Raw genomic sequence first — 19,584 nt, 5'->3', positions numbered from 1 at the left:
CCACTTCCGTCGGAGGGACGAGAGCGCTGGGCTCCCGCGGTACCACCCTCCTTGGCCCGGGCGCATGCCCTGGCCCCCTCATTGGGGTGCGATGCCGGGTCTACTTGCCTGCCTGCGGCGTTCTTCCGGCGGCTCCGGGGTGATCTTCACGACGCGCTCGCCCCCGGGCTTCCACCGACCCCGGGTCGCTCTGGGCTGCGTACGACGCTACTCGTCCCATCCATGCCTCTCGCTGCGCCCAGTGTACGGGGCCGGGGGCGGGGAGTCCGACCGGTTTTGCGCGGGGTCTCCCGCGCACGGGACGCTGACCCGAATGGCGCGTCGGGGGCCCGCGGAACCTCCGGCTCCGCCGCCCGGCGGAATACCCGGCGGGGAGCTGGGCACAACGGATGCAGGCGGGCCGTGACCGGGTACGGGGAGGGGTGGCAGGGCGGCGTGCCCCGTTGCCGCGGGTCATGGGTCGATTTATCGTCCCAGCACGATCCGCGAGCAGGATCACCCTAGGTGAAGGGGTCGCGCCCATGGTGGCGAAGAAGACCGTCGGACGGACGGCGTCAGCGGCATCCGCGAACGCCACTGACGAGCGGACGGGCGCCGGGAGCGGAAAGGACACCGGGGGCACCCGCGGCGCGGCGGAACCGGAGGCGGCCGCGGAGAAGCCCGCGAAGAAGGCCGCCGCGAAGAAGGCCGCCGCCAAGAAAACGGCCGCCAAGAAGACCGCCGCGAAGAAGACGGCTGCCGGGAAGACCCCCGCGAAGAAGAGCGCGGCCCGCACGAGCACGGCGAAGAAGGCCACATCAGCGGCCACGGAGGCGGCCGACGCCGCCCAGCAGACAGGAGAGCAGACGGTGGCAGCCAAGAAGACCGCGGCCAGGGCGGCGGGGGCAGGGTCCGGCGGACCGAGTGCGAGCGCGGTGCCCCAGGCACGCGTGGCGACCGCACCCGGGGAGCTGGCCGTCCGGCCGGGGGAGGACCCCTGGACGCCGGAGGAGGTCGCCGAGGCGCGGGCGGAGCTCACCGGCGAGGCCACCCGGCTCCGCACCGAGCTGGAGGCCTCCGGTGCGGCCCTCGCGGGGCTGATGCGCGACTCCGGCGACGGGGCGGGCGACGACGAGGCGGACACCGGCACCAAGAACATCACCCGCGAGCACGAGCTCTCGCTCGCCGCCCACGCCCAGGAGACGCTGGAGCAGACCGAACGCGCCCTGGCCCGCATGGACGCCGGGACCTACGGCCTCTGCGAGGTCTGCGGCAAACCCATCGGCAAGGCCCGCATGCAGGCGTTCCCCCGGGCCACCCTCTGCGTCGAGGACAAGCAGAAGCAGGAGAGACGCGGCTGACCGTCCGGGGCGCTCCGTGTCGTACCCTCGTCCTCAATCGGCACCAAGGCCGTGTCCGGTCGCCCCTGCCGGGCGGCCGGCGTGCGGTACCGGACACGACCCAGGTTGAGGATTCACGTGGCAGAGGCGGAGCGCACCATCGAAACGCCGGACATCCCCGACGCCGAGGGGGCCGGGGAGACCGGTTCCCAGGCGCCCGCCGACGGAGCCGTCGCGGACGGTGCAGGGGACACCGCGGCGGCCGGAGACACGGCCGCGCAGGGTGACGGCGCGACCGCCGTCACCGGCAAGGGCAGGCGGCGGCTCGTCGCGCTCTTCACCGTGGCCGTCGTGGCCTACCTCCTCGACCTGATCAGCAAGACGCTCGTCGTCGCGAAGCTGGAGCACCACGAGCCCGTCGAGATCATCGGCGACTGGCTGAAGCTGGAAGCCGTGCGCAACCCCGGTGCCGCGTTCAGCATGGGTGAGGCCTTCACGGTGGTCTTCACCGTCATCGCCGCGGCGGTGATCGTCGTCATCGTCCGGCTCGCCCGCAAGCTCCGCAGCCTGCCGTGGGCCATCGCCCTCGGCCTGCTCCTCGGAGGGGCGCTCGGCAACCTCACCGACCGCCTCTTCCGCGCGCCGGGCGTCTTCAAGGGCGCGGTGGTGGACTTCATCTCACCGGCGCACTTCGCGGTCTTCAACCTGGCCGACTCCGCGATCGTCTGCGGAGGCATCCTCATCGTGCTTCTCTCCTTCCGGGGACTGGACCCGGACGGCACCGTCCACAAGGACTGAGTCCGGCCCGGGAAGCTCGCCGGTCACAGCACCGGTGGCCGCAAGGCATACTCGATCAGGTGAGTACGCACCCCGAGATCCGAACCCTGCCCGTGCCCGACGGCCTGGAGGGCGAGCGCGTCGACGCCGCCATCTCCCGGATGTTCGGGTTCTCCCGCACCAAGGCCGCCGAGCTGGCCGCCGCCGGAAAGGTGCAGGTGGACGGTTCGGTGGCCGGGAAGTCCGACCGGGTCCAGGGCGGTGCCTGGATGGAGGTCGAGATGCCGCAGGCGGCTCCCCCGGTCCAGATCGTCGCCGAGCCCGTCGAGGGCATGGAGATCGTGCACGACGACGACGACATCGTCGTCATCGTGAAGCCCGTCGGCGTGGCCGCCCACCCCAGCCCCGGCTGGACCGGCACCACCGTCATCGGCGGCCTCGCCGCGGCCGGTTACCGTATCTCCACCTCGGGGGCCGCCGAGCGCCAGGGCATCGTGCACCGGCTCGACGTGGGCACCTCCGGGCTGATGGTGGTGGCCAAGTCGGAGCGCGCGTACACCCTGCTGAAGGCGCAGTTCCGCGACCGCGTCGTGGAGAAGAAGTACCACGCGCTGGTACAGGGCCACCCGGACCCGATGAGCGGCACCATCGACGCCCCCATCGGCCGCCACCCGAACCACGACTACAAGTGGGCCGTGATCCAGGAGGGCAAGCCCTCCGTGACGCACTACGACCTCATCGAGGCGTACCGTGCCGCGAGCCTGCTCGACATCAAGCTGGAGACGGGCCGCACGCACCAGATCCGCGTGCACATGTCCGCCCACCGCCACCCCTGCGTCGGCGACCTCACCTACGGCGCGGACCCCACCATGGCCAAGCGCCTCGGCCTGACCCGGCAGTGGCTGCACGCCGTCCGGCTCGGCTTCGAACACCCCTCGGACGGCAGCTGGGTCGAGTTCGCCAGCTCCTACCCGGCCGACCTGCAGAAGGCCCTCGACACGATCGCCGCGGAGAGCGAATGACCACCGGCACCACCCCGTACACCGCCCGGCGGACGCGCGACGAGGCGGACCGCGCGGCCTGCTTCCAGGTCCGCAAGGAGGTCTTCGTCGGCGAGCAGGGAGTGCCCGAGGACCTGGAGTACGACGCGTACGACCGGCCCGAGGCCACCACGGTGCACGTCATCGCGGTCTCCGAGGACGGCACGGCGCTCGGCACCGGCCGGCTGCTGCACGGCGAGGCGGCGGCCGGGAAGACCGGCGGCGACCTCACCGTCGGCTCGCTGGGCCGGCTCGCCGTCGCCGGGCAGGCCCGCGGCCTCGGCGTCGGGGCCGCACTGGTCCGCGCGATAGAGGACGAGGCGCGGGCGCTCGGACTGGCCGCCGTCGACCTGCACGCCCAGACCCACGCCCTCGGCTTCTACGAGCGCCTCGGCTACCAGGTGTACGGCCCCGAGTTCCAGGACGCCGGGATAGCGCACCGCGCCATGCGCCGCACCCTCGCGGAGCAGTAGCTTCCGTTCGCCCGTCGCACAGGGGGGTGTCACCGCACCTCGCGGACCCGGCGTGACAGGGTGGAGATCCCGCCCGGCCGCGCGCCGGGCGGGAACGCTGCATCCTGCGGAAGGCGTTCCACGTGGACCAGATGGCCCTGCTCCTGCTGCTCCTGCTGGGAGCCGTGATCACGGTGCCGGTGGGGGAGCGGCTGGGGCTGCCGGCCCCGGTGCTGATGACGCTCATCGGGGTGGGGATGGCCTTCCTCCCCTTCGTGCCCAACGTCGACATCCCGCCGGAGATCATCCTCCCCGCGCTGCTGCCGCCGCTGCTCTACGCCTCCGTGCAGCGCACCTCCTGGCGGCAGTTCGCGGCCAACAAACGACCGATCTTCCTGCTCGCGGTCGCCCTGGTCTTCGTGACGACGGCGGCGGTCGCGGCCGTCGCCGACGCCGTCGTGCCCGGACTGCCCCTCGCCGCCGCCGTGGCGCTCGGCGCGCTCGTCGCGCCGCCCGACCCGGTGGCCGCCACGGCCGTCGCCGGTTCGCTCGGGCTGCCGCGCCGGCTCGTCTCCATCCTGGAGGGCGAGGGCCTCTTCAACGACGTGACCGCGATCGTGCTCTACCACGTGGCCATCGCGGCGGCGGTGAGCGGCACCTTCTCGCTCCCCGAGGCCTTCGGGCTGCTGCTCCTGTCGGCAGCGGTCGCCGTGGCGGTCGGGTTCGCGCTCGGCTGGCTCACCATCAAGCTGATGGGACTCCTCGGGGACGCCACGCTCCAGGTCGGCCTCACGCTGCTCGTACCGTTCGTCGCCTATGTCCTGTCCGAGGAGCTGATGGGCTCCGGGGTCCTCGCGGTGCTCACCACCGCGCTCTTCCTCGCCGAGCACACCGCCGACGCGGACGACGTGCTGGGCCGGCTCACCGGGCGCACCTTCTGGAACATCGTCGACACCCTGGTCACCGGGATCGCCTTCGGGCTCATCGGGCTGGAACTCCACAACGTCTTCGGCACCGCCGACGGGCGGGAGTGGCGGATGGTGGGCTGGGGGCTCGCGATCGTCGCCGTGGTCATCGGCGTCCGGCTGCTCTGGCTGCTGCCCGCGACCTGGCTCGCCAAGAAGCTGCACACCCTGCGCGACGTGAGCGAGGAGATCCCGACCAGCTGGCGCGAGACCGTCGTCATGTGGTGGGCGGGGATGCGCGGGGTGGCGTCCGTCGCGCTGGCCCTCGCCGTCCCGCTGAAGACCGACGACGGCGAACCCTTCCCGGGCCGCGACGAGATCGTCTTCATCGCCTTCGCGGTCATCATGGCGACCCTGGTGTTCCAGGGGCTCACCCTGCCCTGGCTGGTGCGCAGGCTCGGCGTCCGGGCCGACACCGACGCCGAACGGGAGCTGGAGAAGCACCTCGCGATCCGTGCCGCCAAGGCCGCCCGGGCCCGGCTGAAGGAGATCCAGCAGGTCGAGGAGTTCCCCGAGGACGTGCTGGAGCGGCTCCAGCGCGCCGCCTACGACATCGGGGCGCGCATCAGCCCCGACATGGTGGACGACGAGCGGCGCGACGCGTACGCCCAGCGGGCGAAGCGGTTCAAGGAGGTCAGCCGAATCCAGCGGGAGCTGCTCTCCGCCGCCCGCCACGAGGTGCTCTCGGCCCGCAGCGAGACCGGCGCCGACCCCGAGGTGGTCGACCGGGTGCTGCGGTTCCTGGACGTGCGCAGCCTGCGCTGAGCGCGGCGCGGGCGCGCCCGGCGCAGGGCGGGGCCCGGAGCCGCCGTCTCAGCCGCGGCCGGTGTGCGGGGCCGCGTGCGGAGTCGGCTCCTTGCCGTTGCGGCGCACGGACGCGGCCGTACGGGAGGTCAGCTCCGGCCACTGGTCGCCCGCGGCCAGCGTGGCGGGGGCCGTGGCGACGCGGGGCAGGGCGTACGGATGGTGGTCCCGGAGCCAGGCGATCAGCTGCTCGCGCACCGCGCACCGGACCGTCCAGATGTCGTCCGCGTCCTTGGCGGTGACCACGGCCCGGACCTGGATGGTGCTCGGTGTGGTGTCCGTCACCGCGAGGGACCAGGTCCGGCCGTCCCAGGCCCCGCACTCGCCGAGGATGTCGCGCATCTTGTCCCGCATGGCGTCCATCGGCGCCGCGTGGTCCAGGTGGAAGTAGACCGTGCCGGTCATCTGGACCCCGCCGCGCGACCAGTTCTCGAACGGGCGGCTGGTGAAGTACGACACCGGCATGGTGATCCGGCGCTCGTCCCAGGTGCGTACGGCGAGGAAGGTCAGCGTGATCTCCTCCACCGTGCCCCACTCCCCGTCCACCACCACGGTGTCGCCGAGGCGCACCATGTCGCCGAAGGCGATCTGGAACCCGGCGAAGACGTTGCCGAGAGTGGACTGGGCGGCGACACCCGCGACGATGCCGAGCACACCGGCCGACGCCAGCATCGAGGTGCCGACGGTCTGCATCGCCGGGAAGGTGAGCAGCATCGCGGCGACCGCCACCGTCGTCACCACGGCGATGACCACCCGCTGGATCAGCGTCACCTGGGTGCGCACCCGCCGGACCCGGGCCGGATCGCGGGTGGAGGTGGCGTACCGGGCGTAACTGGACTCCACGACGGTTGCCGCCACCCGGACCACCAGCCAGGCCGAGGCGCCGATCAGGACCAGGCTCAGCACCTGGCCGATCGCCTCCCGGTGGTCGCGCACCAGCTCCAGGCGGAGATGGGCGAAGGTGCCGCGCAGCAGGCCCGCGCAGATCACCACCTGAAGGGGCGGCCGGCAGCGCCGCAGCAGCCCCCACAGGGGCGTGTCGGGGTGCCGGACGTCAGCCCGCCGCAGAGCCAGGTCCACCAGCCAGCCGGCCAGCAGGGTGACCGCCACCGAACCGCCGACGATCAGCAGCGGGCGCAGCACGTTCTCCATCCTCGTGTCCTCCGGGGTCAGGGTGGCAGCTGGCACCATGGGCGGCATGAACATCATGCTTTTCCACTCGACCTACGGGCTCCGGCCCGCGGTGCACGCCGCTGCCGACCGGCTCCGAGCAGCCGGCCATGAGGTGCGCGTGCCCGATCTGTTCGAGGGGCACACCTTTGAAACGCAGGCGGAGGCGGAGGCGTACCGGGAGGAGCTGGGCAAGGACGAGCTGCTCAAGCGGGCGGTACTGGCCGCCGCGCCCTACTCGGAGCAGGGCCTCGTCTACACGGGCTTCTCGCTGGGCGCCGCCGTGGCGCAGACCCTCGCCCTCGGTGACGAGAAGGCGCGCGGGCTGCTGCTCTTCCACGGCACCTCGGACCTCGCCGAGAACGCGAGCACGGACGAGCTCCCGGTCCAGCTGCACGTCGCCGACCCGGACCCCTCGGAGACGCACGACTGGCTGAACAGCTGGTACCTGGAGATGCGGCGGGCCGGGGCGGACGTGGAGATCTACCGCTACCCCGGCGCCGGACACCTCTTCACCGACGACGCGCTGCCCGACTACGACGAGAAGTCGGCCGAGCTGGCGTGGAAGGTCGCGCTGGGTTTCCTGGCGACCCTCTGACGCGCCGCGCCCCCGGACCACCGGCACGGCCCGGGGCCCGGGGGCGGGCGGAGGGGCGGCTCAGCCGCGGTAGGCGGTCCAGCTGTCGCTCATCCGCTGCACCTGGCCAGGGGTGAACTGGTACATGCAGGAGTCGTACGTGTAGTCCATGAAGTTGTGGATCGGGTCGACCCCGGTCTTGTTGGTGCAGGTGTCCCGCCCGGTGGGGCACTCGTACGCCTCGGTCTTCTCGGCCGGGGTGTCGGCGACGTAGTCGCCGTTTCCGTTGCAGCCGCCCTGGAAGGTGTGGTAGAGCCCCATCCAGTGGCCGACCTCGTGGGTGGCGGTGTCGCCCTCGTCGTAGTTGGTCGCGGCCCCGCCCGGCAGCGAGGTGTCGAGGATCACCACGCCGTCCATCTTCGGGCTGGAGGCGTAGGAGCTCGGGAAGGTGGCCCAGCCGAGGAGGCCGCCGCCGAGGTTGGCGGTGTAGATGTTGAGGGCGTTGGCCCCGCCCTTGCGCAGAGCGGTCTTCATCGCCTTCTCGGCGCTGGAACCGGAGCTCACGTTGTACCAGGTGGCGTTGTCGGTGTAGTCCGTCGCCGCCAGGGTGAAGCTGAAGCCGGTGGCGGTGTTGCCCGTACCGGCTCCGGAGTAAGCGCTGTTGAGCACGCTCATCTGGGCGCTGATGGCGCTCGCCGACAGGTTCCCGGTCGCGCCCGAGTGGATCACGTGGAAGTACACCGGTATCGAGGCGCCGGCCGCCAGGGTGGTGACCCCGGCGGAGCGGCGCTCGGCGAGTCTGGTGCGCAGGTCGGCGTCGATCGCCTCCGCGGCGGCGGTGCTGATGGCGTTGGGCTCGTGCGCCGTGGCGCCCGCCCCGGGGCGGGCCTGGCGTGCGAGGGCGGACGCCGTGTCGTCGGCGCAGGAGGTGGCTCCCGCGGCGGCGGAGGCGTTGACCGGGGAGGCGGCCACCGGGGTCAGGGCCAGGGTTCCGGCCAGGGCGGCGGTGGCGAGCAGGCGGCGACGCACGTGGGGGGAGGTCGGGAAGAGAGCGCGCACAGGGACTCCTCGAGGACGCGCGGGCGAGGGATTTCCTCGTCCGCTCCGCCGGGAGATTACGTGTGCATGTCATCTGCGGGGGAGTGTTCTTCCGGCCTGTTCGCCGTGGGGCGGGCGGGTCTCCCGGTCGGGCGGGGTCACCCCCGCGTACGTCCTCGAAGCGTCTTCGTAACCGGTCGTCGACGCGGCGGGCGGTGTGTCCGCAAAGCGGCGCCCCGGCCGTGACCTCCGGGACACATGGCCGCCGCGCCGGCCGTGGCCAAAACCCGTCCGGTGCGCGCCGGGTGGCGTGCCGGCGGGGGGAACCAGGGCCGGGCGGGGCGGGACAGACGGGGACGGGCGGGTGGGAGAAACCAGCGCCGGGCGGGTGGGAGAAACCAGCGCCGGGCGGGTGGGAGAAACCAGCGCCGGGCGGGGCGGGACGGACGGGGTCGGGCGGGCGGACACCCGCGAGGTGTCCGCCCGCCCGGCCTGGGAGCTGTGAGCCGGTGCGTCAGCCCTTGAGCGCCGCGTCGATCGCCGTGGTGTAGTCGGCCACCGTCATGGGCGCGCTGTCGCTGCCCTCGGCGGTCACGTTCTTGCCGTCCATCTTCAGGGTCGGCGTGCCGGTGACCCCGCTGGAGTCGAAGGTCTTGGACATCTTGACGGCCCAGGCGTCGTAGGTGCCGTCGTTGACGTCCTTCTGGAACGCCTTGTTGTTCTTGAGCGCGTCCACCGTGTCGGCGACCTCGATGAGGTAGCTGTCCTTGGCGAACTTGTCCTCGGTCTCGTCCGGGTGGTACTTCGCCGAGTACAGCGCCGTCTTGTACTGGAGGAACGCGTCGGGGCTGACGTTGAGGGCCGCGCCCAGGGCGCTGAGGGCGTTCTTGGAGCCCTCGCCGTTGTCGCTGTTGTCGATGAAGGTGGCGCCGACGTACTTGATCTTGTACTTGCCGTCCGCGACGTCCTTGGTGACCGTCGAGCCGACGGTCTGCTCGAACTGGGCGCAGATCGGGCAGCGGGAGTCCTCGTACATCTCCAGCGTCTTCTTCGCGGAGGACTCGCCGATCACGACGGTCGTGCCGTTGGTACCGGTGGTGTTCTTGGGGGCGGTCACCTTGGCGTCGCCCGCGGCCTCCCAGGCGTCCGGCTTGTTCAGCTCGTTGACGCCGTAGGCGACACCGCCGGCTATGGCCAGCACCGCGACGATCGAGACGCCGACGATGATCTGCTTGCGGGCCTTGTCCTTCTTCGCCTGGCGCTCGCGCTCGGCGCGCAGCCGCTCGCGGGCCGCTGCCTTGTTCGCCTGGTTGTTGCGGTTGCTCATGATGGTTTCTCCGTGGGGCGTACGTGACGACGTAAAGGGTGAAAGGGGAATGCCGTGCAGGCTCAGGCCGGCAGCGGCGGTCCCCTCCGGCCCACGGAGTGCGTGAAGAGCGGACGGGCCGCGACGAACGGGCGCGGGGCCCGCGGGCGTACGGCGCCCCGGACCGGCCGGCGGGCCGCACGGGCCACCGCCAGGGCGACCAGCAGCGGGTGGAAGGCGAAGCCGGCCGCGGCCCGCAGCAGGGCCGCCAGCGCGGCCTCGCCGCGCCGCAGCCAGGCCGCCGCCAGCAGCCCGACGGTCACGTGCGCGGCGAGCAGCAGCCACGGGACGCCCGGCCCCGGGGGCAGCGGCAGCGCGGCGGCCGAGGAGGGGTGGCCGACTCCGGCGACCCGCGCCAGTGGAGCGCCCACCCCGTGGCCGCCGCAGAGGACGTCGAAGCCCAGGGAGCGCAGCGGGCCGGCCACCGGGCCGCCCGCCGCGCCGTAGCAGAGCTGCTGCCCCGTGGTGAAGACCGTGTCGGCGGCGAGCTCCAGCGGGACCAGCAGCCCCGCTATCGCCCCGAAGCCGCGCTCCCGGCCCGCCAGCGCGTACGCGGCGGCGAACACCAGGCCCGCCACCAGCGCCAGCGCGGTCACCGGCAGGGCTTCCCGCGAGAGCAGGACGTGGGACGCGGAGGACAGCGTGACGACGAGCGCGGTGAAGAGCGCCGCGCGCGCGGTCCTGGGGCGTGTGTCGAAAGTCCCGCCTGTCCGGCGACGCCCGGCACGCACGCTCGCCGCGTTGTCGGGATCACCCCGATACATCCAGTATCGGGTCGACCCTCCGCCTTGCGATCGCACGCACCGGACGCCGCCGGACCCGCCCTCCGGGCGGCCGGCGCCACTTTCGACCCACGCCCTGGGTCGCGTCCCTGATATGTCCATCGCGGGAGAGTCTCGCACGCGTTCCTGTAAGCGACCCCTAAAGGCCCCGGTACGGAGCCCGGGGAGCGGCGGTGGAAAGGGCCCTCGCGGGCCCGGTCGGAGGCCGGTCAGGGGTTCGGCCGGAGCTCGGTCAGAGCCCCGGGATGCGCCCGTTGCGGAAGAGGTCCACGAAGATCCGGTGGTCCCGGCGGGCCCGTGCGCCGTAGCTGTGGGCGAAATCGACGAGCAGGTCGCCGAAGCCGTCCTCGTCGGCCGCGATGGCGGCGTCGATGGCCCGCTCGGTGGAGAACGGCACCAGCGAGTGGCCGCTCTCGTCGTCGGCCGCCGCGTGCATGGTGGCCGTCGCCCGGCCCAGGTCGGCGACGACCGCCGCGATCTCGTCGGGCTCGTCGATGTCCGACCAGTCCAGGTCCACCGCGTACGGCGAGACCTCGGCCACCAGCTGTCCGGCGCCGTCCAGTTCGGTCCAGCCCAGCCACGGGTCGGCGTGGTCCTGGAGCGCCCGCTGCGAGATCACCGTGCGGTGGCCCTCGTGCTGGAAGTAGTCGCGCACCGAGGCGTCCGTGATGTGCCGGGAGACCGCGGGGGTCTGGGCCTGCTTGACGTAGATCACGACGTCGTTCTCCAGGGCGTCGCTGTTCCCCTCCAGCAGGATGTTGTACGAGGGCAGCCCGGCCGACCCGATGCCGATGCCCCGGCGGCCCACCACGTCCTTCACCCGGTACGAGTCCGGGCGGGTCAGACTCGACTCGGGCAGGGTCTCCAGGTAGCCGTCGAACGCGGCGAGGACTTTGTAGCGGGTGGCGGCGTCCAGGTCGATGGCACCGCCGTCCGCGGCGAACCGGCGCTCGAAGTCGCGGATCTCCGTCATCGAGTCCAGCAGCGAGAAGCGGGTGAGCGACCGGGCCGTGCGGAGCGCACCGAGCAGCGGGCCGTCGGCGGTGTCCAGGGTGAAGGGCGGCACCTCGTCGTTCTTCACGCCGGTCGCCAGCGCGTGGATGCGCTCGCGGTACGCGGCGGCGTAGACCCGGACCAGCTCGGTGATCTGGTCGTCGCCGAGGGCCTTGGCATACCCGAGCAGGGCGACGGAGGCGGCGAAGCGCTTGAGATCCCAGGTGAACGGGCCGACGTACGCCTCGTCGAAGTCGTTGACGTTGAAGACCAGGCGGCCGTTGGCGTCCATGTAGGTGCCGAAGTTCTCCGCGTGGAGGTCCCCGTGGATCCAGACCCGGCCGGTGCGCTCGTCGAGGTACGGGCCGCCGAGCCGCTCCCGGGCCAGGTCGTCGTAGAACAGGCAGGCGGTGCCCCGGTAGAAGGCGAAGGCGGAGCCGGCCATCTTCCGGAACTTGACCCGGAAGGCGGCCGGGTCGGCCGCCAGCAGCTCACCGAAGGCGGTCTCGAAGACGGCGAGAATGCGCTCCCCGCGGTCTTCCGCGCCGCTCTGCTGTTCCGACATCGCTGGGTGCCTCCTGGTACAGGGCGTCGAACTGCGTCGACCACCGTCGAACATGGCGTTCATGACAAAAGGGACGGGCGTCCCCGCCCCTCCAACGCGTGACCGTACTCGCAAGTGCCCGTCGTTCGTCAGCGCCAAGACGTAGACTTCCAGGCTGTCCCCCCGACACCCCCGAGCCGTCAGCCACCCGTCGCCCGCCCGTCACCGCGGGGCGAGTGCTGCGCGCCACATCCGTCATCCCCGGAGGCTCAGCGCCGTGACCAAGCCGCCCTTCACGCACCTGCACGTCCACACCCAGTACTCCCTGCTCGACGGTGCCGCGCGGCTCAAGGACATGTTCGAGGCGTGCAACACCATGGGGATGTCGCACATCGCCATGACGGACCACGGCAACCTCCACGGGGCGTACGACTTCTTCCACTCGGCGAAGAAGGCCGGTGTGACGCCGATCATCGGCATCGAGGCGTACGTCGCCCCGGAGTCGCGCAAGCACAAGCGGAAGATCCAGTGGGGGCAGCCGCACCAGAAGCGCGACGACGTCTCGGGTTCCGGCGGTTACACCCACAAGACGATCTGGGCCTCCAACGCCACCGGGCTGCACAACCTCTTCAGGCTCTCCTCGGACGCCTATGCCGAGGGCTGGCTGCAGAAGTGGCCCCGCATGGACAAGGAGACCATCTCCCAGTGGTCCGAGGGCCTGATCGCCTCCACCGGGTGCCCCTCCGGCGAGGTGCAGACCCGGCTGCGGCTCGGCCAGTTCGACGAGGCCGTCCAGGCCGCCTCCGACTACAAGGACATCTTCGGCGAGGGCAAGTACTTCCTGGAGCTGATGGACCACGGCATCGAGATCGAACGCCGGGTCCGCGACGGGCTCCTCGAAATCGGCAAGAAGCTGAACATCCCGCCGCTGGTGACGAACGACTCGCACTACACCTACGCGCACGAGGCGACCGCCCACGACGCGCTGCTCTGCATCCAGACCGGCAAGAACCTCTCCGACCCGGACCGCTTCCGCTTCGACGGCACCGGCTACTACCTCAAGACCACCGACGAGATGTACGCCGTCGACTCCTCCGACGCCTGGCAGGAGGGGTGCGCCAACACCCTGCTGGTCGCGCAGCAGATCGACACGGCCGGCATGTTCGAGGCGAAGAACCTCATGCCGAAGTTCGACATCCCGGACGGCTTCACGGAGGTCACCTGGTTCCGGGAGGAGGTCCGGGTCGGCATGGACCGCCGCTTCCCGGGCGGCGTCCCCGACGACCGGCAGAAGCAGGTCGAGTACGAGATGGACATCATCATCCAGATGGGGTTCCCGGGGTACTTCCTCGTCGTCGCCGACTTCATCATGTGGGCCAAGAACAACGGCATCGCGGTCGGCCCCGGCCGAGGCTCCGCGGCCGGCTCGATCGTCTCGTACGCGATGGGCATCACCGACCTCGACCCGATCGAGCACGGACTGATCTTCGAGCGGTTCCTCAACCCCGAGCGCGTCTCCATGCCCGACGTCGACATCGACTTCGACGAACGCCGGCGCGTCGAGGTGATCCGCTACGTCACCGAGAAGTACGGCGCCGACAAGGTCGCCATGATCGGCACCTACGGCAAGATCAAGGCGAAGAACGCGATCAAGGACTCCGCCCGCGTCCTCGGCTACCCGTACGCCATGGGCGACCGCCTCACCAAGGCCATGCCCGCCGACGTCCTCGGCAAGGGCATCGACCTCAACGGCATCACCGACCCCAAGCACCCGCGCTACAGCGAGGCCGGCGAGATCCGGGGGATGTACGAGAACGAGCCGGACGTCAAGAAGGTCATCGACACCGCCAAGGGCGTCGAGGGCCTGGTCCGGCAGATGGGCGTGCACGCCGCCGGCGTGATCATGTCCAGCGAACCGATCGTGGACCACGCCCCGGTCTGGGTCCGCCACACCGACGGCGTCACCATCACGCAGTGGGACTACCCCCAGTGCGAGTCGCTCGGCCTGCTCAAGATGGACTTCCTCGGCCTGCGAAACCTCACCATCATGGACGACGCCGTCAAGATGGTGAAGGCGAACAAGGGCATCGAGCTGGAGATGCTCTCCCTGCCGCTGAACGACCCCAAGACGTACGAACTCCTCTGCCGGGGCGACACGCTCGGTGTCTTCCAGTTCGACGGCGGGCCGATGCGTTCGCTGCTGCGCCAGATGCAGCCCGACAACTTCGAGGACATCTCCGCCGTCTCGGCCCTCTACCGGCCGGGCCCGATGGGCATGAACTCGCACACGAACTACGCCGAGCGCAAGAACGCCCGCCAGGAGATCACCCCGATCCACCCGGAGCTGGAGGAGCCCCTCAAGGAGGTCCTCGGCCTCACCTACGGCCTGATCGTCTACCAGGAGCAGGTGCAGAAGGCGGCCCAGATCGTCGCCGGGTATTCCCTCGGCGAGGCCGACATCCTGCGCCGCGTGATGGGCAAGAAGAAGGCCGACGAACTGGCGAAGAACTTCGTCCTCTTCGAGGCCGGCGCCAAGAAGAACGGCTTCTCCGACGCCGCGATCAAGGCGCTCTGGGACGTCCTGGTGCCGTTCGCCGGATACGCGTTCAACAAGGCGCACTCCTCCGCGTACGGGCTCGTCACCTACTGGACCGCCTACCTCAAGGCGAACTACCCCGCCGAGTACATGGCCGCCCTGCTGACCTCGGTCAAGGACGACAAGGACAAGTCGGCGATCTACCTCAACGAGTGCCGGCGCATGGGCATCAAGGTGCTCCCGCCGAACGTCAACGAGTCCGAGGCCAACTTCGCCGCCCAGGGCGACGACGTGATCCTCTTCGGCCTCACCGCCGTGCGCAACGTCGGTACCAACGTCGTGGACTCGATCATCCGGTGCCGCAAGGCGAAGGGGAAGTACAGCACCTTCCCCGACTTCCTCGACAAGGTCGAAGCGGTCGTCTGCAACAAGCGCACCGTGGAATCGCTCATCAAGGCCGGCGCCTTCGACGAGATGGGCCACACCCGCAAGGGACTCGTCGCCCACCACGAACCGATGATCGACAACGTGGTCCAGGTCAAGCGCAAGGAGGCCGAAGGGCAGTTCGACCTCTTCGGCGGCATGGGCGATTCGGACGACGGCAGCTCCGAGCCGGGCTTCGGCATGGACGTCGAGTTCTCCGACATCGAGTGGGAGAAGTCCTACCTGCTCGCCCAGGAGCGCGAGATGCTCGGCCTGTACGTCTCCGACCACCCGCTCTTCGGCCTGGAGCACGTCCTCTCCGACAAGGCGGACGCGGCGATCTCCCAACTGACCGGCGGGGAGCACAGCGACGGTGCGGTCGTCACCGTCGGCGGCATCATCTCCGGCCTCCAGCGGAAGATGACCAAGCAGGGCAACGCCTGGGCCATCGCCACCGTCGAGGACCTCGCGGGCGCCATCGAGTGCATGTTCTTCCCGGCCACCTACCAACTGGTCTCCACCCAGCTGGTGGAGGACACCGTCGTCTTCGTCAAGGGGCGGCTCGACAAGCGCGAGGACGTGCCCCGGCTCGTCGCCATGGAGATGCAGGTTCCCGACATCTCGAACGCGGGCACCAACGCGCCGGTGGTGCTCACCATCCCCACCGTGCGGATCACCCCCCCGATGGTCAGCCGCCTCGGCGAGGTGCTCGCCAGCCACCGGGGCGACACCGAGGTCCGCATCAAGCTCCAGGGCCCCCGCAAGACCACCGTCCTGCGGCTCGACCGGCACCGGGTCAAGCCCGACCCCGCCCTCTTCGGCGACCTCAAGGTGCTGCTCGGCCCGTCCTGCCTGGCCGGCTGACCGGACCGGCCCGCGCACGACGGACACACCAGGCACACCAGACATATCAGACATACCGCAGACAAAGGGGCGCTCCCGCCGACGACGGCGGGAGCGCCCCTTACTGCCGTACTACGGCCGTCAGTTGTGGCCGAAACGGCGCTGGTGCTTGCGGGCCACGTCCGAGGGGCTGCCCTGAGCCTGCGACTGCGGCGTGCTCCGGTCCTCGAAGGACGTCGACTTCGCCTGCTCGGCTCCACGCTCCGCTGCGGACGCGCGGTCCTGCTGGCTGCCCTGCTTACGGTTCTTGTTCTTGGCCATGGTGAATGCCTCCTGTGGGGAGTCCTGGTTGCCAGGACCGATGTCAGACTCACATAGCCCCACAGAGCACGCATGTTGGATCATTACCATCCGTAGTGGACACCACTGCGGCCCCTCCGTGGAAAACCTCCACCGCATCCGCCACGCCGAAGATCGAGTTCCGGCCGTCTCCTCCCGCGCGGTCGGGCAGACTCGACGGAAACCCTGAACGGCCGTTCGCCGAATTCCGGAAGAGGGTGGAACGCGTGGACCGTTGCGTCGTCCTGGTGGACGCCGGCTATCTGCTGGGCGCAGCCGCGAGTCTGCTGGCGGGCGAACCAGCCCGTTCGCGCATCACCGTCGACCACACCGCCCTGATCCAGGGCCTGCGCGAGCGCGCCGAGGCCGACACCGAGCAACCCCTGCTGCGCATCTACTGGTTCGACGGCGCGCCCGACCGCGTACCGCAGCCCGAACACCGCCGGCTGCGGGTCATGCCGCGGGTCACCGTCCGGCTCGGCGCGCTCACCAGGAGCGACGGGCGCTGGGCGCAGAAGGGCGTCGACGCGGCCATGCACGCCGAACTGACCGAACTGGCCCGCAACCGGGCCTGTTCCGACGTCGTCCTGGTGACTGGCGACGGCGACCTGCTGCCCGGACTGATGTCCGCCAAGGAACACGGCGTCGCCGTCCACCTCTGGGCCGTCCAGGCCGCGGACGGCGACTACAACCAGTCCGAGGACCTGGTGGCCGAGGCCGACGAACGCCGCGTGCTCGACCGCGCCTGGATCACCAAGGCCGTCCGCGCCAAGGAGACCGGCGGGATCTGCGCCCCGCAGCCCCAGCCGCGCCCCGAGATCGCCGCCATCCTCTCCGCGCCCCTGCCCGAGGCGGCCCTGGCCGCCTCCGCCGAACGCGCCTCCGAGGCCCAGGCCGCCGCCGCCCGCGCGGGCGCCCAGGCCCCGCCCCGCCCGGACCCCGGCACCCCGGAGTCCGCCCCCGCCCACGGCCCCAGGGGCGTCCCCACCCCGAAGGACCTCGCCGCCCTCCGCGCCCCCGCCGGACCTCCCCCCGGAGCCCCCGCGGCCCCCGCGCCGAGCGCCACGCTGCGCTGGTCCTCGGACCGCGGCTGGGCCGACCGCAGCTCCCTCGGCGAACCCCCGGAGACCGCCTCGCTGCCCACCCTCGCCCAGGTCACCACCGCCGAACAGCGCTGGGCCGACCGGGAGGAGGACATCACCACGGTGGGCGGCGACCCCTTCGAGGTCGGCCAGGTCTTCGCCCGCCGCTGGATGGAGCGGCTCCCGGAGACCGTCCACCTCCAGAAGCTCTCCACCATGTACCCGCGCATCCCGCACCGGATCGACGGCGAGCTCCTGCGGTACGCGGCGCGTTTCGGACTCCTCGCGCACAAGGACGACCAGATCGACGAGCACGACCGCTACGCCATCCGGGCCGGATTCTGGCGCGAGATCGACATCACGGCCGCCGTGGACCGCGCCCCCGCCGCGGAATGACCCGCGGGGCGGGCCCCGCCGTGCCCGGAGGCGCCCGCCGCGAACGGCCGGGCACGTCCGGACACGGCCGTGCACGGCCCGAGCCCGGCCCCGGCGCAATCCGGACCATCCGACCCCGTACTCTCGTACCTCGTGAGTACGGGCACAGCACAGGCACTGAGGGCCACCGGGACCGTGTGCGCGGTGCGTGATCTGGTGAAGACCTACCCGGCCGTCCGGAGCCGCCGCGGCACGCCCGCCGCGCCCGAGGTACGGGCCACCGACGGCGTCACCCTGGAGGTGCGGGCCGGCGAGATCTTCGGGCTGCTCGGCCCCAACGGCGCCGGCAAGTCCACCCTGGTACGTCAGCTCACCGGCCTGATGCGCCCCGACTCCGGCAGCGTCGAGGTGCTCGGCCACGACCTCGTGCGCCACCCCGAACGCGCCTCCCGGCTCATCGGCTACCTCGGCCAGGAGTCCACCGCTCTGGACGAGCTCACGGTCTCCCTCGCCGCCGAGACCACCGGGCGGCTGCGCGGGCTCTCCGTACCCGACGCCCGCGCCGAGCGCGACGCCGTACTGGAGGAGCTCGGCCTCACCGAACTGGCCGGACGCCCCCTGAAGAAGCTCTCGGGCGGTCAGCGAAGGCTCGCCTGCTTCGCCGCCACCCTCGTCGGCCGGCGCCCGGTGCTGATCCTGGACGAGCCGACCACCGGCATGGACCCCGTCGCCCGGCGCGCCGTCTGGGCCGCCGTGGACCGGCGCCGGGCCGAGCACGGTGCGACCGTCCTGCTGGTCACCCACAACGTCATCGAGGCGGAGACGGTCCTCGACCGGGTCGCCGTCTTCGAACGCGGCAAGGTCATCGCCTGCGACACCCCGCAGGGCCTCAAGGCACAAGTGGCCGGCGAGGTCAGGGTCGAGCTGATGTGGCGCGAGCGCGCCCCGCTGGACGTCCCCGAGGTCGCCGCCCTGCGCGCCTCGGCCCAGGAGTCCGGGCGCCGCTGGGTGCTGCGCCTGGGGCCGGACGAGGCGAGGGCCGCCGTCGCCGCGGTGACCGGCGGAGCGGCCTTCGCCGCTCTGGACGACTTCACGCTGGCCACCCCCAGCCTGGAGGACGTCTACCTGGCGCTCGGCGGGGACGCGGCGGACGCGCGCAAGGGGCTGGTCAAGGGATGAACGCGGCAGCGGTGCCTCCGGCCCCTGCGGGCGGGGGCCGTGCGGACGGACGGGACGTGTGCGGAAGAACAGCGGCAGTGAACGGGAGCAGCGCCAGGTGACGAGCATCGTTCCCGCCGAGGCCGTGTCCCCGCCCGGCCGACAGGCGTCCGGCGGTACGGGCACGCCCACCGTGGCGGCCACCGGGGCCCGGGCCGGGTCGTGGGCCGGGGAGCCGGCCCCGCTGGCGCCGCGCGCCCGGCTGCTGCCCGCGCTGGCCGCCGTGTACCGGGCCCAGCTCTCCCGGGCCCGGGTGGCCCGCATCCCGCTGCTCTTCGTCGCGACCTTCCAGTCCGTCGGCATCATGATCATGATGCGCGGGGTCGTCGACGGCGGCACCGAGGCGCGGGCCGTGGTCGCGGGCTCCAGCGTGCTGGTGGTCGCCTTCGTCGCGCTCAACCTGCTCGCCCAGTACTTCGGCCGGCTCAGGGCCGACGGCGGCCTCGACCACTACGCCACGCTGCCGGTGCCGCCCGCGGCCGTGGTGCTGGGCGCGGCGGGCGCGTACGCCTCCTTCACCGTGCCGGGCACCGTCTTCACCGCGATCGCGGGGAGCGCGCTCTTCCAGCTGCCGATGGCGCACCTGTGGGTGCTGGTCGCGGTGGTCCCGCTGGCCGGGGCCGCGCTGGCCGGACTGGGGGCCGCGCTGGGGCTCCTGGCGCCGCGCCAGGAGCTGGCCACCCTGCTGGGGCAGCTCGGCATGTCGGCCGCGCTGCTGCTGGGCGTACTGCCCGCCGAGCGGCTGCCGGAGGTGGTGCGCTGGGCGCGCGACCTCCTGCCGTCCACCTACGGGGTGGAGGCGCTGGCCCGTTCCTTCGACGCCCACCCGGACTGGACGGCCGTCGCGCTGGACCTCGGGGTCTGCGCGGCGGTGGGCGTGCTCTCGCTGGCCGTGGCGACCTGGGCGTACCGCAGGGCCGCCGTGCGCTGACGGCCCGGAG

At 71.8% G+C, this 19,584-nt stretch carries 16 protein-coding genes; 10 read left to right on the top strand and 6 right to left on the bottom strand.

Features of this window, described 5'->3' with window-relative positions:
* Positions 1–521: 521 nt before the first annotated feature.
* The 5 genes from OHA55_RS05685 (at position 522) to OHA55_RS05665 (ending at position 5,318) form a co-directional block, all read left to right on the top strand.
* Positions 522–1,340, top strand: coding sequence for a TraR/DksA C4-type zinc finger protein (locus tag OHA55_RS05685; protein ID WP_266703359.1), 819 nt, complete (start codon positions 522–524; stop codon positions 1,338–1,340).
* Between the two features lie 117 nt (positions 1,341–1,457).
* Entirely contained in the window at positions 1,458–2,117 is a 660-nt protein-coding gene (gene lspA / locus OHA55_RS05680; RefSeq protein ID WP_266703357.1) for a signal peptidase II, read from the top strand.
* Positions 2,118–2,176: 59 nt separating this feature from the next.
* Positions 2,177–3,118: an RluA family pseudouridine synthase gene (locus OHA55_RS05675; protein WP_266703356.1), complete on the top strand. Its 942-nt coding sequence runs from the start codon at positions 2,177–2,179 to the stop codon at positions 3,116–3,118.
* Positions 3,115–3,609: a GNAT family N-acetyltransferase gene (locus OHA55_RS05670; RefSeq protein WP_266703355.1), complete on the top strand. Its 495-nt coding sequence runs from the start codon at positions 3,115–3,117 to the stop codon at positions 3,607–3,609. Before OHA55_RS05675 ends, OHA55_RS05670 begins: the two co-directional genes overlap by 4 nt.
* A gap of 122 nt (positions 3,610–3,731) precedes the next feature.
* The gene (locus OHA55_RS05665) at positions 3,732–5,318 is read left to right on the top strand and encodes a Na+/H+ antiporter (protein ID WP_266703353.1); all 1,587 of its coding nucleotides are present in this window, start codon (positions 3,732–3,734) and stop codon (positions 5,316–5,318) included.
* A 48-nt stretch (positions 5,319–5,366) separates the two neighbouring features.
* Here the strand turns inward: OHA55_RS05665 and OHA55_RS05660 are convergent, their stop codons facing one another.
* Positions 5,367–6,509 carry a mechanosensitive ion channel family protein gene (locus OHA55_RS05660; RefSeq protein WP_266710435.1) on the bottom strand — a complete coding sequence of 381 codons (1,143 nt, stop codon included), beginning with the start codon at positions 6,507–6,509 and terminating at the stop codon, positions 5,367–5,369.
* Positions 6,510–6,546: 37 nt separating this feature from the next.
* On the opposite strand from OHA55_RS05660, the gene OHA55_RS05655 reads away from it, so the two are divergent.
* On the top strand, positions 6,547–7,125 hold the full coding sequence (locus tag OHA55_RS05655; RefSeq protein ID WP_266710434.1) for a dienelactone hydrolase family protein: 579 nt from the start codon (positions 6,547–6,549) through the stop codon (positions 7,123–7,125).
* 60 nt (positions 7,126–7,185) lie between these two features.
* On the opposite strand, the gene OHA55_RS05650 is transcribed toward OHA55_RS05655, so the two are convergent.
* The 4 genes from OHA55_RS05650 to OHA55_RS05635 form a co-directional block, all read right to left on the bottom strand.
* A complete protein-coding gene (locus tag OHA55_RS05650) occupies positions 7,186–8,163 on the bottom strand; it encodes a zinc metalloprotease (RefSeq protein WP_266703351.1) in 978 nt (325 codons plus the stop codon).
* A gap of 493 nt (positions 8,164–8,656) precedes the next feature.
* Positions 8,657–9,469 carry a thioredoxin domain-containing protein gene (locus OHA55_RS05645; RefSeq protein ID WP_266703350.1) on the bottom strand — a complete coding sequence of 271 codons (813 nt, stop codon included), beginning with the start codon at positions 9,467–9,469 and terminating at the stop codon, positions 8,657–8,659.
* 62 nt (positions 9,470–9,531) lie between these two features.
* A complete protein-coding gene (locus tag OHA55_RS05640; RefSeq protein WP_266703349.1) occupies positions 9,532–10,272 on the bottom strand; it encodes a hypothetical protein in 741 nt (246 codons plus the stop codon).
* Between the two features lie 250 nt (positions 10,273–10,522).
* A complete protein-coding gene (locus OHA55_RS05635; RefSeq protein ID WP_266703348.1) occupies positions 10,523–11,848 on the bottom strand; it encodes a DUF2252 domain-containing protein in 1,326 nt (441 codons plus the stop codon).
* Between the two features lie 256 nt (positions 11,849–12,104).
* Here OHA55_RS05635 and dnaE point away from each other — a divergent pair, with 256 nt between their 5' ends.
* Entirely contained in the window at positions 12,105–15,650 is a 3,546-nt protein-coding gene (dnaE, locus tag OHA55_RS05630) for a DNA polymerase III subunit alpha (RefSeq protein ID WP_266703347.1), read from the top strand.
* Between the two features lie 120 nt (positions 15,651–15,770).
* Here dnaE and OHA55_RS05625 read toward each other — a convergent pair whose 3' ends face one another.
* Positions 15,771–15,950 (bottom strand): hypothetical protein, encoded by a 180-nt coding sequence (locus OHA55_RS05625; protein WP_266703346.1) that lies wholly within the window; start codon positions 15,948–15,950, stop codon positions 15,771–15,773.
* Between the two features lie 236 nt (positions 15,951–16,186).
* Here OHA55_RS05625 and OHA55_RS05620 point away from each other — a divergent pair, with 236 nt between their 5' ends.
* The 3 genes from OHA55_RS05620 (at position 16,187) to OHA55_RS05610 (ending at position 19,574) form a co-directional block, all read left to right on the top strand.
* Positions 16,187–17,446: an NYN domain-containing protein gene (locus OHA55_RS05620; RefSeq protein WP_266703345.1), complete on the top strand. Its 1,260-nt coding sequence runs from the start codon at positions 16,187–16,189 to the stop codon at positions 17,444–17,446.
* A 174-nt stretch (positions 17,447–17,620) separates the two neighbouring features.
* A complete protein-coding gene (locus OHA55_RS05615) occupies positions 17,621–18,604 on the top strand; it encodes an ABC transporter ATP-binding protein (protein ID WP_266710433.1) in 984 nt (327 codons plus the stop codon).
* Positions 18,605–18,776: 172 nt separating this feature from the next.
* Positions 18,777–19,574, top strand: a complete 798-nt coding sequence (locus tag OHA55_RS05610) for an ABC transporter permease (RefSeq protein ID WP_266710432.1) — start codon at positions 18,777–18,779, stop codon at positions 19,572–19,574.
* Positions 19,575–19,584: the final 10 nt, after the last annotated feature.

The organism is Streptomyces sp. NBC_00102, assembly GCF_026343115.1.
Taxonomy (GTDB): Bacteria; Actinomycetota; Actinomycetes; order Streptomycetales; family Streptomycetaceae; genus Streptomyces.
This window is presented reverse-complemented; position numbering and strand designations above follow the sequence as displayed.

What these genes read in the sequence shown, in the direction of transcription:
- OHA55_RS05640 (WP_266703349.1), bottom strand. Translation starts at nt 10,272, where the DNA reads ATGTATCGGGGTGATCCCGACAACGCGGCGAGCGTGCGTGCCGGGCGT.
- OHA55_RS05660 (WP_266710435.1), bottom strand. Translation starts at nt 6,509, where the DNA reads ATGGAGAACGTGCTGCGCCCGCTGCTGATCGTCGGCGGTTCGGTGGCG.
- OHA55_RS05670 (WP_266703355.1), top strand. Translation starts at nt 3,115, where the DNA reads ATGACCACCGGCACCACCCCGTACACCGCCCGGCGGACGCGCGACGAG.
- OHA55_RS05635 (WP_266703348.1), bottom strand. Translation starts at nt 11,848, where the DNA reads ATGTCGGAACAGCAGAGCGGCGCGGAAGACCGCGGGGAGCGCATTCTC.
- OHA55_RS05645 (WP_266703350.1), bottom strand. Translation starts at nt 9,469, where the DNA reads ATGAGCAACCGCAACAACCAGGCGAACAAGGCAGCGGCCCGCGAGCGG.
- OHA55_RS05655 (WP_266710434.1), top strand. Translation starts at nt 6,547, where the DNA reads ATGGGCGGCATGAACATCATGCTTTTCCACTCGACCTACGGGCTCCGG.
- OHA55_RS05685 (WP_266703359.1), top strand. Translation starts at nt 522, where the DNA reads ATGGTGGCGAAGAAGACCGTCGGACGGACGGCGTCAGCGGCATCCGCG.
- OHA55_RS05625 (WP_266703346.1), bottom strand. Translation starts at nt 15,950, where the DNA reads ATGGCCAAGAACAAGAACCGTAAGCAGGGCAGCCAGCAGGACCGCGCG.